This window comes from Aliivibrio thorii (assembly GCF_057368585.1).
On the sequence record NZ_CM170655.1, the window covers coordinates 300,626 to 316,763 of the forward strand.

At 39.5% G+C, this 16,138-nt stretch carries 11 protein-coding genes and 1 pseudogene; 8 read left to right on the top strand and 4 right to left on the bottom strand.

Going from position 1 to position 16,138, the window contains the following annotated elements; translation table 11 throughout:
* Positions 1 to 454 precede the first annotated feature (454 nt).
* From AC2IP4_RS15570 to AC2IP4_RS15605, 8 genes are all read left to right on the top strand, one after another.
* The gene (locus AC2IP4_RS15570; RefSeq protein ID WP_486311092.1) at positions 455 to 1,588 is read left to right on the top strand and encodes a sugar ABC transporter substrate-binding protein; all 1,134 of its coding nucleotides are present in this window, start codon (positions 455 to 457) and stop codon (positions 1,586 to 1,588) included.
* Positions 1,589 to 1,700: 112 nt separating this feature from the next.
* Complete coding sequence (locus AC2IP4_RS15575) at positions 1,701 to 2,999, top strand: ABC transporter permease subunit (RefSeq protein WP_060992062.1); 1,299 nt, start codon at positions 1,701 to 1,703, stop codon at positions 2,997 to 2,999.
* Entirely contained in the window at positions 2,999 to 3,913 is a 915-nt protein-coding gene (locus AC2IP4_RS15580) for a sugar ABC transporter permease (RefSeq protein WP_130046704.1), read from the top strand. Before AC2IP4_RS15575 ends, AC2IP4_RS15580 begins: the two co-directional genes overlap by 1 nt.
* On the top strand, positions 3,913 to 5,049 hold the full coding sequence (locus AC2IP4_RS15585) for an ABC transporter ATP-binding protein (RefSeq protein WP_130086201.1): 1,137 nt from the start codon (positions 3,913 to 3,915) through the stop codon (positions 5,047 to 5,049). The genes AC2IP4_RS15580 and AC2IP4_RS15585 overlap by 1 nt, the downstream gene beginning before the upstream one ends.
* Positions 5,050 to 5,140: 91 nt before the next feature.
* Positions 5,141 to 5,764 (top strand): hypothetical protein, encoded by a 624-nt coding sequence (locus AC2IP4_RS15590; protein WP_486311093.1) that lies wholly within the window; start codon positions 5,141 to 5,143, stop codon positions 5,762 to 5,764.
* Positions 5,765 to 5,849: 85 nt separating this feature from the next.
* Positions 5,850 to 7,823 (top strand): amylo-alpha-1,6-glucosidase, encoded by a 1,974-nt coding sequence (locus AC2IP4_RS15595; protein WP_375320181.1) that lies wholly within the window; start codon positions 5,850 to 5,852, stop codon positions 7,821 to 7,823.
* Positions 7,824 to 7,911: 88 nt separating this feature from the next.
* On the top strand, positions 7,912 to 9,750 hold the full coding sequence (locus AC2IP4_RS15600; RefSeq protein ID WP_375320180.1) for a glycoside hydrolase family 13 protein: 1,839 nt from the start codon (positions 7,912 to 7,914) through the stop codon (positions 9,748 to 9,750).
* A gap of 63 nt (positions 9,751 to 9,813) precedes the next feature.
* Positions 9,814 to 10,746: a LysR family transcriptional regulator gene (locus tag AC2IP4_RS15605; protein ID WP_375320179.1), complete on the top strand. Its 933-nt coding sequence runs from the start codon at positions 9,814 to 9,816 to the stop codon at positions 10,744 to 10,746.
* 271 nt (positions 10,747 to 11,017) lie between these two features.
* Here AC2IP4_RS15605 and AC2IP4_RS15610 read toward each other — a convergent pair whose 3' ends face one another.
* The 4 genes and pseudogenes from AC2IP4_RS15610 to AC2IP4_RS15625 form a co-directional block, all read right to left on the bottom strand.
* On the bottom strand, positions 11,018 to 12,643 hold the full coding sequence (locus tag AC2IP4_RS15610; RefSeq protein WP_486311094.1) for a methyl-accepting chemotaxis protein: 1,626 nt from the start codon (positions 12,641 to 12,643) through the stop codon (positions 11,018 to 11,020).
* A gap of 499 nt (positions 12,644 to 13,142) precedes the next feature.
* Positions 13,143 to 14,372, bottom strand: a pseudogene (locus AC2IP4_RS15615) (methyl-accepting chemotaxis protein); the annotation flags it as partial.
* 200 nt (positions 14,373 to 14,572) lie between these two features.
* Positions 14,573 to 15,025 (bottom strand): NfeD family protein, encoded by a 453-nt coding sequence (locus AC2IP4_RS15620; RefSeq protein WP_375320177.1) that lies wholly within the window; start codon positions 15,023 to 15,025, stop codon positions 14,573 to 14,575.
* Between the two features lie 9 nt (positions 15,026 to 15,034).
* Positions 15,035 to 15,958: an SPFH domain-containing protein gene (locus AC2IP4_RS15625; RefSeq protein ID WP_105056377.1), complete on the bottom strand. Its 924-nt coding sequence runs from the start codon at positions 15,956 to 15,958 to the stop codon at positions 15,035 to 15,037.
* Between the last annotated feature and the right edge of the window lie 180 nt (positions 15,959 to 16,138).

Consider the following 16,138-nt stretch of genomic DNA (forward strand, 5'->3'; position numbering starts at 1 on the left):
ATTATCACCCTTTTTTATTGTAAGTCCGCCACTTAATCTCCCCTTATTTTTCTCTTTTTGTCATGAGCTTACCTGAACTTGTGATCCAAGATTACTTTTGTTTACCCTACCCATTTTTCTCTTTTTTTCATCTCGTCCTACAGACTGTTATTGCCTTCACGTTTTTCACTTATCAAAGACCATGAATACCTTAGATATCGTTGCGGTAGATAACATTTATCTATGTGATATGCATTTTATCTATGGCTACCTAAGATAAATAGCATTTCACCGTATACCACCAAAGACCTATGATTATCTCAATGACGTTAGCCTTATAAACAGGCAAACATGTATCGCAGGAAGCACTCTAGAGAGACCGCTTAATACTAAATATAAGCTGTTGATACCATTAAATTATATACCAACGTGATTTTATCGGTTTAAACCTCTACCCCTATTCAGGAGCAATAAAATGATTAAGAAGTTATCGCTTGCCGTTTCAGCTGCCCTATTACTAAGTAACACTGCAATGGCTGCAGAAAACATCGTTATTGGCGTTGAAAAAAGCTATGTCCCTTACTTCACAGAACTTGCAGAGCAGTTCAATAAAGGTAAAGACTTTAAGGTTGAAGTAGCAGCAACAAGCATGTTTGATTTACTGGCAGCGCTACCCACTCAAAAAGGCAACATTGCTGATATTTTCATGATCCCAAATGACCGAATCGGTGAATTAGCGGATCAACATTTAATTGCCCCAACCAATTTCACCGTTAACGGTTATACCGATGCAGCAACCAACGCATCAACCTATAACGGCCAAACCTACATGCTTCCAATGTCTACAGATACAACCCTATTTCTATATAACAAAGACATGATAAAAGAAGCACCAAAAACACTGAAAGAAATCCCGCCGTCAGAGTGGGCTGCTAAATTTACCGATTTTTACTTCACTGGCGGTCTATTTATGTCTAACGGTGGTTATATCTTCAAAGACAATAATCCTGAAGATATTGGTTTAAATACACCTGACGCAATCAAAGCGGGTTTAGCAGCTCAAGGGTTATATAAAAGTGGCGTGAGTCACTGGACTCTAATGCAAGATGACACCGTTGCTTATGACATCATGATGAAATACTTCATGGAAGGAAAAGTCAAAGCCATTATCAACGGTCCATGGGCAATTGCTGATATCGAAAAAGCGGGCGTTAATGTTGGTGCAGCACCTATCCCAAGTTGGGATGGCAGCCACCCATATAAAGCCCTAACAGGTACAAAAGGGATGACCGTTAACGGCTACAGTGACAACAAAGAAGGTGCTCGTGCCTTTATTGAATTCCTAGCAACGCCTGAGAATGCAAACAAATGGTATTCAGACACACGTGAAGTCTCACCTAGCCTATCGGTTAATTACAAAGAAGGCTCTCTACATAAAGCCATCTTTGATGCGACAAACATCGGCCAACCTATGCCAAGCATCCCAGAGTTCATGAAAGTGTGGGGACCAATGAAAACGGGTCTTGCTCAAATCGCACAAGGTCAAGATGTAAAAGCGGTACTAGATGCAGCCGTTGATACTATCGAAATTGATATCGAAGACATGTAATCCCCTCTCCTTCGATTTCAATCTATCTGCACGATGTCGAGAATATTCGGCATCGTGTAATACAAAGACATGACATATCTACACAACACGAATAAATAAGTAGGTTATTTACATGAGTCAACAGTTTGTATTCTGGCTCTCTATGCTGATTCCTGGTAGTGGACATCTTGCACTACGTCGAATGCGAGAGGCTTTATTTGGGTTCTCTATATTGGCTTTAGAGATATTGGTTTTTATTCAATTCACCCTTCCTAATTTCCGTCTATTAGCCGTCGAACAACCGAATGGAAAAATCACTATTGGTGCAGAGCGCTTTGTGGATGATTCTTTTCTTATCATGGTGGGTTCAACCGTTGGCGCAATGATGATCTTAGTTTTTTTCGCATTGCACTACGCCTTTGCTCGCGATGCAAAAGACGTAAAACGACAAATAGATGAATCTGGTTTTGCGATTACCTTTACAGAAAAAGTGCGCGGATTATCACACGAAATCGTACCGAATCTAATTACCGCACCTAAATTCATATTACTGTTTGTTTTTGCTTTATTACCAGCGATTGTTTCTATCGTTGTTGCTTTTACTAACTTCAAACGCCCTGTTTTACCACCCGCATTTCTTATTGAATGGAAAGGCTTCACTAACTTTGAACGTTTGTTCACGAACGAACGTACTGCTGCTGCATTCCAAGAAACGTTGTCATGGACACTAACTTGGACCTTCTGTGCTTCTGCCCTGACTATTGTTCTAGGTACCGTTCTTGCGGTTGTAGCAAACAATAAACACATTAGAGGGAAGAAGTTCTTCCGAACTGTGTACATCTTACCTTGGGCTGTTCCTGCTTTCTTAACCATTCTTGTTTTCCAACTGTTCTTCTCAAAAGTTGGTGGCATGAACACCATGGTTATCCCATTCTTCACTGGTAACGAATACGACGTAAGTACAGCCATTGGCTTCTTCCTAAATGCAGATTACGCCAAGATCACCATCATCTTAATTCAAGCATGGCTAGGCTTCCCTTACGTATTTATCTTAGTTACGGGTGTATTACAAACCATTCCTGATGACTTATATGAAGCCAGTGCAATTGATGGTGGCAACGCATGGACCAACTTCTTCGACATCACTTTACCCCTGATATTGATCAGTGTTGCTCCGGTATTTATTACCCAATTTACCTTCAACTTTAACAACGTCACCATCGTATACATGTTGGGTGAAGCGACGGTTCAAACGGTAGGGTCTATCTACAAACCGCTCGATACTATTTCATCTCTAGGCTTCCGATTAATGATGGATGCTAAATACAACGAAGCGGCGGTATACACCTTAATCACCAGTACTGTTGTCGGTGCCGTGGTCTTGTATTCATGGCTAAAAGCGGGTGCCTTTAAAAATGAGGAAGTTATGTAATGGACAGAGCAATTCCTTTAGAACGCCAAATTAAAAAGAAACGTTTAAATCGTCACGTTATCACTAAAAACATGGGCGTTATCTTTAGTTACGCGTTTCTAATTTCAATGTCAGTGATCATTCTATACCCGATATTAGTGACATTAATGAGTGCGTTTAACGTGAGTAACTCACTGTACTCTACGTCGTTCTTCCCTGAAAATTTCAGTTTAACGGAGAACTTTGTTCAACTTTTTAATGATACGCCTTATTTAAGCTGGTACCGAAATACCTTCTTAGTGTCGATAATCACTATGATCCTTTCTACGTTTATCGTAACAATTTCGGGGTTTGTTTACTCTCGTTATCGCTATCAATCACGTAAGAGCGCATTAATGTCGTTATTGATCATTCAAATCATCCCATCAGGCAGTGGCTTAATTGCTCTGTATGCGATTGCGAACTCTATCGGTATTTACAGCTCTGCCAACGCCACACTTTATACGTATATCTTTATGATCCTCATCTACACCACAGGTGGCATCACAATGAATACGATTTTAATGAAAGGCTATTACGATTCGATTCCTCGTGCATTAGATGAATCAGCAAAAATTGATGGTGCAACTCAAATGCAGATCTTCAAAGAAATACTGCTGCCATTAGTTAAGCCGATGATCATGGTTATCGCTATCTTCTGTTTCTTAGGTCCAATTGGCGACATCATCATGCCTAAGTTTCTAATTGCAAGTATGGATTCAGAAGCAAAAACGCTGGCGGTTGGCCTTATGGGTCTTATCAATAACATCAAAGAATCAAGCTACAACGTATTCGCAGCAGGCGCGGTCTTAGCAGCAATTCCGCCTGTTATCGTTTTCTATAAATTTCAAGATTATATCGTGGGCGGCTTAACGTCTGGTGGAGTAAAAGGCTAATGAGCAAAATTTCATTAAGAAACATCAATAAAAAATACCCTAATTCTGATACCTGCTCGGTACGTGATTTCAATCTCGATATTGAAGAAGGGGAATTCATTGTTCTTGTCGGCCCATCAGGCTGTGGTAAATCCACCACGCTACGCATGATTGCTGGCTTAGAAGACATTACTGATGGCGAATTCATCATCGATGGTGAAGTGGTAAACGATGTTAGTTCAAAAGATCGTGATATCGCGATGGTATTCCAAAGCTATGCGCTGTACCCACACATGTCGGTACGTGACAACATTGGTTACGGCCTAAAATTACGTAATTACCCAAGTGATGACATCAAAAACTCGGTTGATAATATTTCTGACGATTTATTTTTAAAAGAGTACCTAGAGCGTAAACCAAAAGAGTTGTCAGGCGGACAGCGTCAACGTGTGGCTTTAGGCCGTGCCATGGTTCGTACACCTAAATTGTATCTAATGGATGAGCCGTTAAGTAACTTGGATGCGAAATTACGTACCACAACCCGTACTGAAATTTCTCGTATGCACAGAGCTAAGGGCGCAATCACCATTTACGTAACCCATGACCAAGTTGAAGCGATGACCATGGCTGATCGCATCGTACTAATGTCGATGGGTGAAGTTCAGCAAATTGGTTCACCAAAAGAGCTATTTACCAACCCTAAAAACTGTTTTGTAGCGACTTTCATGGGTATGCCATCAATGAACCTTATTGAAGGAACCTACGAAGGCGGCCAGTTCATGTGTCACTCTTTCACGATTACCTTGAATGAAAGTGACCAACAGATCCTAAACGATGCAGGTTACAACGGAAAATCCGTCACATTGGGCGCACGCTCTAGTGCCATTCGTTCTGGCAAAAAATACCGCGATGCATTCCCTGATTGTTGCTTTGAAGTCACCGCACTTAACAGCGAATACTTAGGCGATGCAATTAACGTGTTCTTTAATGCCGCACCAATGAACATGTTTGTAGGCACATTAGGCACCGGCGAACCAGACGTTGATATCGACGAGAAAATCACCTTAGTTATCGATAACACCAAGCTGCATTTCTTTGATACTGAGACGGAAGAGTCCATCAAGTACTCAATCAAATCGGCTGAATTTAAGAAGTAGAACACCGCCATCTTTATTGCCCTCACCTCATTGAGGGCAATAAACCATGCCTTATAGAGCCTATTTACACCGTAGAGAAAGGAGTCACATTTTGAATTTTCGCGGCCAACTTCAACGCATTCACGACTATATGCTTCATATTGCTGTCGCTGTCGTTATTTTCATTACCGGCTTTATCATTGCTTACAGCAACCTGCCTAAGCCATCGTTTGACTACTCAACCTTTACTGAGCAGCAGCAAAATTTTAAACAATGTGTGAATAATGATGAGCTATTTGCCTCAGCACACCAGTTTGAAAATAACTATTTAAGCCTGCCGCTAGAAACCATTAATACCCAATACAAAGCACTGCGTGATCAGATCCCAAGTGATTGCGGATCGTTTCATGTAGAAAGCAGTTACGAACAACTGCAAGAAATGGCATTACCTGTATTAGCTGAAGCCCAGCGCTTTTATGGCACAAAAAACGTCAAAGCCGTGAATGCCGTGTATACCACGCCTTCTCAATACAACGCGCTGCTTACACAGCCTCAGCCTTATCTGTTTTTCATTTCTGATAATGAGCAAGAACGCATTGCCGCATTCAAAGTAACACCGACTAAAGATGACGTCCAAATTACGTCGCTGTGGGGACACGAAAAGAGCCAAGATCTCGCGTACACCCAAGGCGAAGTGCAAAAACTATTACTCGTATATAACGAAATTAAAAGCTAACTATAAACTCCCCTGCTTATTTAACACCTACAGCGTGAATAAAATAAACACGGGATAATATTTGATATTTAATTGTAAGGTTCACATGAAAATCTCTCTTTCTAAAGCAAATTTTCGCGATATGGATCGCCTTGAAGAATCGAACTACCTGCTAACGAATGGATTAGGTGGTTATTCTTCTCTTACCCTTGCAGGCTCTTGCAGTCGAAGTGATCATGCGTTGTTTATGGCAAGCCTTGTTGCACCAAACAATCGCTTTAATTTTGTTCGTCATTTGGATGACCGCATTACATTACCAAGTGGCGAACCTTACCCACTCTCTTCACAAGCCAATGTCAATCCATATGACACAGTAGACTCAACCCTACTGTTTGATAATTTTACCCAAACTCATCTTCCAGAGTTTACGTATCGTATCCGTGGTATTGAAATCACAAAAACCATTGTGATGGCTCAAGGGGTAAACCGTCTTGCGGTTAACTATCAAATATTCAATCCATTGAAACAGGCATTTACGCTGAATGTAACACCAAAATATCACTTCTGTGCAAAAGGACAGAACCTATCAAGACAACAAGAATTTACGCATCAAGAAGGCAAAATCACCAGTAACGGTCAAACACTTAATTATCGTCACAATGGGGCTGATTCAGCATTGGATACCCCTCGTTATGAGTCAGGTCTGTACTTTTCTTATGATGCTCGCGATGGCCGTCCTGCAACAGATGCTCAAATAGCGCTTCATACCATTGCTTTTGTTGGGACTGAAACGCACGAGCAGTTCTCGATAGTGTTTGAAGCACAAGAAGATCGCGCCATTTCTCTAGAAGCACAGACTGCCGATGAAATGATTAACGCAGAAATTAAGCGCCAACAAGAGTACATCAAGCACGCTAATCTAAAGAGCTTATTTGGAAAACAACTGGTCCGTGCCAGTGAGCAGTTTGTGGTAGATCGTGACTCAACAGAATCCAAATCAATCATTGCAGGCTACCCATTCTTTGCCGATTGGGGTCGTGACACCATGATTGCCTTATGGGGTTGTAATTTATCAACCAATCAATTTGAAGACGCAAGACAGATCTTCCGTACTTTTATCCGTTATGAACGCCGTGGTGTACTGCCAAATCTTTTCCCTGAAGCTGGGGTTGAGCCAATGTATAACACCATTGATGCATCGCTACTCTTCATTGTTAGCTTATATGAATATTACCAAGCGAGTGGCGATCTAGAGTTTATCCGTGATGAAGCATACGAGTGCATGAGCAACATTTATCAGCATTACCGTAACGGTACTAACTTTGAGATTAAGATGCTTGATAACGGTTTGATCAGCGGCGGCAGCGGTTTTGATCAACTTACTTGGATGGACATTCGTTACGGCGATATCGTACCAACCCCACGACACGGTTGTGCAGTAGAAATTAATGCCCTTTGGTTTAATGCGCTCTCTATTCTTGATTTCTTTAATCAAAAACTGAATAAGCCGATGCCGGAATTACCAGTCCTTGTAGAGCAAGTAAAAACCACCTTTAACGATGAGTTTTACAATGATGCTGGGTACTTAAATGATTGGATTAAAGGAGGGGAAGTAAACCAACAAATTCGCCCAAATCAAGCTTATGCCGTTGGCCTTCCTTTCCCAATATTAAGTAAAGAAAGAGCACGTTCGGTCATTCTTACTATTTATAAAGAGTTGTACTCACCCTTGGGTTTACGCTCGCTAGCAATGAGTGATCCTGAATTTAAAGCAGTATGTACAGGCTCGCATTTTGACCGAGATATGGCTTACCACCAGGGTACGGTTTGGGGCTTTATGATTGGTCAATTCTTAATGGGGATCTTACGTCAGTTCCCACAAGATAAAGACTTACTTCGTATTGTTGAACAGTTTATTGAGCATAACCAAGATGGCCTATATGAAGGTTGTATTGGTCAATTGGCTGAAATCTATGATGGTTACGCACCAAGTCAATCTCGTGGTTGTTTTGCTCAAGCGTGGAGCGTCAGTGAAGTATTACGCGTCGTGAAATATTACGAACAAACGCACCAAAAATAGAATTTCATATTTAAATATTATACCAATCTTGGTGGCTATTACGTCAGATAGTTATTCGGGTTGGTACTTTCATTAAACGGTATTAATCATGATTACAAAAGCAGCGATCTATCATAGATCTCACTCAAGTTATTCTTATACTTATGATAAAGAAACGCTTCATTTGCGCATTCGCACAGCAAAGGGCGAAGTCGATAACGCCACATTACGAATTGGTGACCCATACGATTGGACATCGGGTGGTGGCGGCGGCAACCTAAATGCAGAAGATGCAATGGGTTGGAGTGGCGGCGAAAACTTTGTCATGGAAAAAGAGTGTGAAACAGAACTGTTTGATTACTGGTTCTGCGAAGCGCAACCACGATTTTTCCGTGCTCGTTATGCTTTTATTCTTGAAGGTAAAGAAGATGAAACACTGCTCGTAACTGAAAAACAAATTTTTACCATCACCGATGATGCAGACCCTGTATTAAGCCAATTACTCAATTTTTATTGCTTCCCATACATGAACCCTATTGACGTATTTAGCCCGCCACAGTGGGTAAAAGAGACGGTTTGGTATCAAATATTTCCTGAGCGTTTTGCCAATGGTGATCCCTCAATCTCACCAAGCAATGTACTTCCTTGGGGCTCTGAAGATCCAAAAACCAACAGCTTCTTTGGTGGTGATTTACAAGGCGTCATTGACCATCTGGATTACTTGCAAGATCTTGGTATTACTGGTTTATATTTCACCCCAATTACTGAAGGCAAAACGAATCATAAATACGACACCATTGATTATCTAAACGTTGACCCTGCTTTTGGTGACGAGGACACGGTAAGAACGCTAATTACAGAAGCTCATAAACGTGGCATGAAAGTCATGTTAGATGCCGTATTCAATCATATTGGAGCCGATTCTCTTCAATGGCAAGATGTCATCAAACGCGGCAAAGACTCAAAATACATTGATTGGTTCTATGTTGAGCAATTCCCACTGATAGACGAGTCTAAAAAAGATCAGCACAGCAAAGAGTATCTCAACTATCGCGCCTTTGCCTTTGCGCAAAACATGCCAAAGTTAAATACCGAAAACCCAGAAGTGATGGAATACTTACTTGACGTTGGTCGCTACTGGGTGCGTAATTTCAATATCGATGCGTGGCGTTTAGATGTCGCCAACGAAGTTGATCAACGCTTCTGGCGACGCTTCCGTGATGAGTTAAAAGCAATTAAACCTGAGATCTATATTTTGGGTGAAGCGTGGCATGACTCGATGAACTGGCTTGCTGGAGATCAATTTGATGCCGTAATGAATTACCCATTATCCGATGCAATGATAGGATTTTTTGCTCACGGCAACCTCAATGCAAATCAGTTCAAATATGCGGTAAATGATGTCAATACAAGCTACCCGATTGCGGTTAATGAAGTGGCGTTTTCCTTGTTAGATAGCCATGATACAGCTCGTATTCTTCACCGTTGTGATGGCAATAAAGAGAAAGTGAAACTGGCCTATTTATTCCAATTTACCCACAGTGGTACACCGTGTATTTATTATGGTAGTGAAATTGGTTTAGATGGCGGTGCCGATCCATTAAATCGTAAATGCATGATTTGGGATGAGACCAAACATGATATGGAGATGAAACACCATATTATGCAGATCATCAAATTACGCAAACAGCACCCTGCACTGCGTGCTCATCACATTAATTGGTTAATGAGTGATGATGAAAAACAATGCCTTATCTACCAAAAAGTCTTAAAAGACGAGTGCATTACCGTGGTTATGAATAACAGCGCCAACACGGTTGATATTAGACTTCCTGATGCATTGTCTAATCATAATGTCACTGATATTTATAACGATACTGCTTGCAAATTAGAAGAGACGTTAACATTGGCACCCTTTAGCTTCGCCATGTATCAAAACGAGAAGTAATCACTAGATATCAAATAGTAAGCCACATAAAATAGCTCTTTCTTATTCAAGCAAAGAGCTATTATGTTTAAATTAATGATTCAATTCATTCAAGTAGCTAAAACTCAAAACGTCACCCAAGCCGCGAATAACCTCTGTTTAAGTCAACCGACATTGAGCCACAATATGCAGAAGTTAGAAGAGAAGCTGGGCAGCAAATTGTTTAATCGTAACTCAAAAGGGATCACCCTAACCTCCAGTGGTGAGTTACTTTACGAACAAGCAAAAATGATGCAAAACCTCTATGAAAACACCCTCAATAAATTAGAGAAGAATAAACTCAGACATCAAACCGAACTCAAAATTGGTTGTGGTGATGCGTGGTGGCAGCTGTTTATTCGAGATTGCGTACAAGATTTTAGAGAAACTTACCCTCACAGTAATATCTCTGTTGATGTAGGGAATCACCTGCAATTAATGAACTTATTGCTCAGTGATGAAATCAGTATTTTTGTCGGCCATGAGATATTAGGCTTAGCGCAATATGAAGACATACTGTTTCATCCTCTTTTTCAATGCAGTGAAGAAGTCTATGTAAGAAAAGGCCATCCTTTACTAGAAATCACCTGTAGCAATGAAGATATTGCTCGCTTTCCATCGGTTGATTTAGGAGCGGCAAAAAAACGATTTACGCATTTAGTTCAGCAGCAAAATGAAGAGTTAACGACCTTTCAAAAACGCCACTATTTGCAAGAAAAGGTTATCTACAATACCAATTCTCTGTTAACTGCGATTGATTTATTACAAAACAGTGATGCGATTTTGCCTTACCCAATGACGATGAGAGATTACTTTGGTGGTTTTGATATTGTGCCTTTACAGATGAAAGAGTGTTTCAGTAAAGCAACGATTGGAGCTTACTTACATAAAGATGGTCAGCAAAATAAACAAAGTACTGCGCTGCTAGAAAAGTTTAAAAAACTGATTAACAATAACCCCAAAATTATACCTAGTTAATATGCTTATCTGTCATTCTTAATGGTATAAAAAAAGGAGATCATACGATCTCCTTTTTAGTACAAACTAGCTAAACTCATTAGCTCGTTAATTACACCATTCTGGATAAGTAGTTGTTCAGATAATTGCGTAGGAAAAATCGATTAGAGCAAGGCATAAATTACAGTAACTAGTGGATCTAATTACACCTAATTTTTGCCATAGAAAGGTATAACGCAGATATAATCGATTTTAACAAGCAAGAATGATCAAATACTTATGTAGATTGGTATTATACTTTAAAGCGTGATAAAGACGATTGAAGCGTCGTAGCTAATTGCGCTAGCTCAACACTTGATTGTGCTGTTTGCTCTGCACCTAATGCCACTTCACTTGCTGATAGGCTCATGCTTTGAATGTTACGACCAAGCTCTTCTGTTACTGAATCTTGCTGGCTACACGCACTTGCAATTTGAATACTTGTGTCCGTCACCTTCATCATGGTTTCTTCAATCATTTGGATTGAATTACCCGTTTGAACGCTTTGCTCTACACACACACGGATCTTAGAACAACTTTGATCTGTTGCTGCTTTTGCATGTGTTGCACTTGCTTGCAGTTTCTCAATAATTTCAACAATCTCAGTAGTAGATGATTGAGTACGACCCGCAAGAGAGCGAACTTCATCAGCAACTACCGCAAAACCACGACCTTGCTCGCCAGCACGTGCCGCTTCAATTGCTGCATTCAATGCTAATAAGTTTGTTTGATCAGCAATACCACGAATAACTTCAACCACAACACTGATGTTGTTTGATTCACGCTCTAGCTCTTCAACCAACTCGCCCGCTTGTTCAATCTCACGAGAAACCACTTGGATTTGCTCAATGTTCGACTGAACGTCTTGGTTACCTTGTTTTGCTTCTTCAGACGCTTCTAAAGCAGACGTAGACGCTGTTTCAGTATTATTTGCTACTTCTGCTACGGTTGCTTTCATTTCTTCCATTGCAGCGGCTACCGTTGTAATGTCAGATTGTTGCTGTTGCATACCACGAGCAGATTGCTCAGAAATCGCGCTCATCTCTTCTACAGCAGCAGACAGTTGAGTTACCGCTGAAATCGTATCTTCAATAAGAACACGTAGCTGATCTTGCATTTCGATATTGGTATCAGCTAATTCACCTAGCTCATCATTGCCAATTTCATTACGTGCAAGGCGGAATGTTAAATCGCCAGCAGCAATCGCTTTAGATTGTTCTACAACTAAATTTAATGGGCGACAAATTTGACGAGCTAAGAAGAACGTAATAAAGATCATAAATGCAATTAATGCAGTAAATGACACTTTCGTTGCCATGGTGACATTATCTACGCTCGCCATAATCGTTACACGGTTGTTCGAAATAAAACCTAGATTCGTTTTAACAAGTTCATCCATTGCAGCTCCTAACTCATTAAACTGATCAATTGATTGTGATAACTCAGTTTGAGCTTTAGCCGTATTTTTATTGTTAATTTGTAGTTTAAAGTCTCTTAAAATAGTTAGGTAGTCTTTCCATCCGTTTGATACTCGATCAAAAACACGGCGTTCATCACTACTTGAAACCGTAGCTTCGTACTTATCCAATCCAGATTTAATGTCTTTCTCTTGAGAGTCTAATGTAGATATAAGGCGGGCTAATTCACTCACTTCAAGAGTCAATGCTGCATATTGGTTTCGGCGGTAAGTATTCATTTCAAAATATATGTCTTCAACGGACAATACACTTGGTACAGTAGAATCAGTGAAGTTAATTACTTGTTCTTCTACTTTATTTAATTCTTGTAATAGGAAAATAGCAAACGCTATCATCACTAAAGCAATTGCTGAAAATACAACGGCAATTTTATTACGCACTGCTAAATTTTTATAACTCATGTTTTGACAACCTTTAGATAGTTCTTCATAACTCATCCATGAGTGTTATTTTATAGAGAAAATGACTTAACTCTTTTACCTTATAACGGCAAATCGACGAGAAAATAAAATAAAAATCGATAAAAGTCACACATTTTTATAAACCTAATGTATGTAACAACAAAGCATGGTTTGTAATTAAAATAGGCATAGCAAACCATTGCTAAAGTAGAAATGTAAGAAAATGAGTGAGCTGTGCTTTATTAGGTTAATTTATTACTCATTTTATTTTGAAAAGAATAACGCTTTACTTTCTAATTAGCTCAACAGTCAAAATAATACCGTCAAGATGTCATTAACAAGTCGATAATTCAGTAAAATAAATTTTAGAATTTTTATTAAAAAGTAATCAGTTCGTCACCAATATCTTTACACCTGATATTAATTCCAACATTTTTCAAATAAAAAAGGAGGTCTACTGACCTCCTTTTAAAACAAAACTATTTTTACACTACTTTAATTACACTTTAAAGCGCGATAAAGAAGTTTGAAGCGTCGTCGCTAAGTGCGCTAGCTCAACACTAGATTGTGCTGTTTGATCTGCGCCTAATGCGACTTCACTTGCTGATAAACTCATGCTTTGAATGTTACGACCAAGCTCTTCTGTTACTGAATCTTGTTGGCTACACGCACTCGCAATTTGAATACTCGTATCTGTTACTTTCATCATGGTCTCTTCAATCATTTGGATTGATTGACCCGTTTGAACACTTTGCTCTACACAAACACGGATCTTAGAACAACTTTGATCTGTTGCATTTTTAGCATGTGCCGCACTTGCTTGCAGTTTCTCAATAATCTCAACGATTTCACTGGTTGATGATTGAGTACGACCCGCAAGAGAACGAACTTCATCCGCAACCACCGCAAAACCACGGCCTTGTTCACTAGCCTATTCTATATCACGAGACACGATTTGGATTTGCTCAATGTTTGATTGAACGTCTTGGTTACCTTGTTTTGCTTCTTCAGACGCTTCTAAAGCCGACGTAGAAGCCATTTCAGTATTATTTGCTACTTCTGCTACTGTTGCTTTCATTTCTTCCATTGCAGCGGCTACCGTTGTAATCGTTGTAATGTCAGATTGCTGTTGTTACATACCACGAGCAGATTGCTCTGAAATCGCACTCATTTCTTCTATTGCTGCAGACAACTGAGTTACCGCTGAAATCGTATCTTCAATAAGCTCACGTAATTGATTTTGCATTTCAATATTAGTATCAGCCAGTTCACCTAGCTCATCATTACCAATTTCTTCACGTTGAAGACGGAAAGTTAAATCACCCGCCGCAATCGCTTTAGATTGTTCAACCACTAAATTTAGAGGACGGCAAATTTGGCGAGCTAAAAAGAAAGTAATAAAAATCATGAATGCAATTAATGCAGTAAATGACACTTTGGTTGCCATTGTTACGTTATTCACACTACCCATAATTGATTTTCGGTTGTTAGCAACAAATCCTAAGTTAGCCTCAACTAACTTATCCATTGCAGCACCAACTTCTTCAAATTGACGTAATGAATCAACTAATTCAGCTTGAGCTGACGTTTTTTCGCCATTACTGATCTTTTGAGTAAAACCATTTAAAAGACGTAAATATTCTTTCCAACCATTATTAACACGGTCAAATACACGATGCTCATCAGCACTTGTTACCGTTGCCTCATATTTCTCAAGATCTTCTTTTATCTTATATCAACAACAGTCCGAGAAAATAAAAAGTCACAAAAGTCACACTATTTTATAACGCACGATTACGTTAAAAAAAACAACATAAAGTAAGTAAACAAAGACAGTATTCTATTTTTAATAGATAGATGTAAAAAATGAGCAATCAACCAACGTATTACGCTAATAAATCACTCATTTTAATTTAATGAAATGTTAAGTTATTTCTTAATTGGCTCAATGGTCAAAATAATACCGTCAACAGACACAACATGGACTAGCGTACCCTTTGGAATATCTTGAAAACTTTTTGCAGACCAAGTGGTATCTCCTAAAACAATTCGGCAAGAACCCGCAATAACATCCTCTTCCAAGCGAGAGGTTTGTCCTATTAATTGCTTATCTTTTTGGTTTAAGGCTCGTTTAGCATCCGATGACCCATCTTTTTTATGCTGATATCTCCACCACAACCACGTTGCAAAAAGAGAAAAAACAGCAAAGCTTACCCATTGTAATTGCCAACTGAGTGGAACAACAGCATACAAGACACCAACAGTAACAGCAGATAGCCCTATCCATAAAAAGTAGCCAGCCGTTCCCAATAATTCACCAGCAAGTAGCAATAAACCAAGCGTTAACCAGTGCCAATGATTCATTTGCTCAAAAAATTCCATAATGAACTCCTATTTAGAACCCTCTTTATCCACTTTAAACATCTCAGCAATCCCTGCAACTGAACCCATTAAGCCAGATGCCTCTAAAGGCAGCATAATGATCTTGCTATTCTCTGCCTGACCTATTGATTTTAGTGCTTCAGTATAGCCTTGCGCAATAAAGTAATTCACCGCTTGCATATCACCTTGAGCTATCGCATTTGATACCATTTCCGTTGCTTTTGCTTCCGCTTCAGCAGCACGCTCACGAGCTTCAGCTTGAAGAATGGCTGCTTGCTTATCACCCTCTGCTTTTAAGATCTCAGCTTGTTTATGACCTTCTGCTTTTAGGATCTCAGCTTGACGCACCCCTTCCGCCTCTAAGACGTCAGCACGTTTATTACGTTCAGCTTTCATTTGAGCGTTCATCGCAGCGGTTAGATCTGCTGGCGGTTGCACATCTTTAATCTCAATACGCGTAACTTTTACGCCCCACGGATTGGTTGCTGCATCAACAATTGCCAATAATTTCACGTTAATCATGTCACGTTGACTCAACATTTCATCAAGCTCCATAGAACCTAACACTGTACGCATATTCGTTAATGTTAAATTACGAATAGCATGCTGAAGATCACTCACTTCATACGCTGCTTTTGCTGCATCGACCACTTGCACAAAGCACACCGCATCAATCGTTACATTTGCGTTGTCTTTTGAAATAACTTCTTGTGCAGGAATATCCAATACCTGCTCCATCATATTTATTTTCTGACCAATCGTATCAATAAATGGAATGATCAAATTCAAACCGGGCTGTAACGTCTGGGTATAGCGACCAAATCGTTCTACTGTCCAATTATGACCTTGAGGAACAGTTTTTACACCCAGCGCAATTAATATGAGTACAAGAAATACCAGTACCCCAATTGTTATTAACGTATCATATGCCATTATGTTTCTTCCTTGTCTAATTGATAATTATCTAAATATATCTATGTCTTACAAATAAACGTTCATTTTTCAATCATACCTAAATTTATTATAAATGTATGGACACATTCGGCAGTATTAATGAAAAATAAGACTACCTCTTACGAAATAGTCTTATTTTATTGCAGTAAAAAATGTAGA

Coding starts and splice junctions, on each gene's coding strand:
- AC2IP4_RS15570 (WP_486311092.1), top strand. CDS start 455: ATGATTAAGAAGTTATCGCTTGCCGTTTCAGCTGCCCTATTACTAAGT.
- AC2IP4_RS15575 (WP_060992062.1), top strand. CDS start 1,701: ATGAGTCAACAGTTTGTATTCTGGCTCTCTATGCTGATTCCTGGTAGT.
- AC2IP4_RS15580 (WP_130046704.1), top strand. CDS start 2,999: ATGGACAGAGCAATTCCTTTAGAACGCCAAATTAAAAAGAAACGTTTA.
- AC2IP4_RS15585 (WP_130086201.1), top strand. CDS start 3,913: ATGAGCAAAATTTCATTAAGAAACATCAATAAAAAATACCCTAATTCT.
- AC2IP4_RS15595 (WP_375320181.1), top strand. CDS start 5,850: ATGAAAATCTCTCTTTCTAAAGCAAATTTTCGCGATATGGATCGCCTT.
- AC2IP4_RS15600 (WP_375320180.1), top strand. CDS start 7,912: ATGATTACAAAAGCAGCGATCTATCATAGATCTCACTCAAGTTATTCT.
- AC2IP4_RS15605 (WP_375320179.1), top strand. CDS start 9,814: ATGTTTAAATTAATGATTCAATTCATTCAAGTAGCTAAAACTCAAAAC.
- AC2IP4_RS15610 (WP_486311094.1), bottom strand. CDS start 12,643: ATGAGTTATAAAAATTTAGCAGTGCGTAATAAAATTGCCGTTGTATTT.
- AC2IP4_RS15620 (WP_375320177.1), bottom strand. CDS start 15,025: ATGGAATTTTTTGAGCAAATGAATCATTGGCACTGGTTAACGCTTGGT.
- AC2IP4_RS15625 (WP_105056377.1), bottom strand. CDS start 15,958: ATGGCATATGATACGTTAATAACAATTGGGGTACTGGTATTTCTTGTA.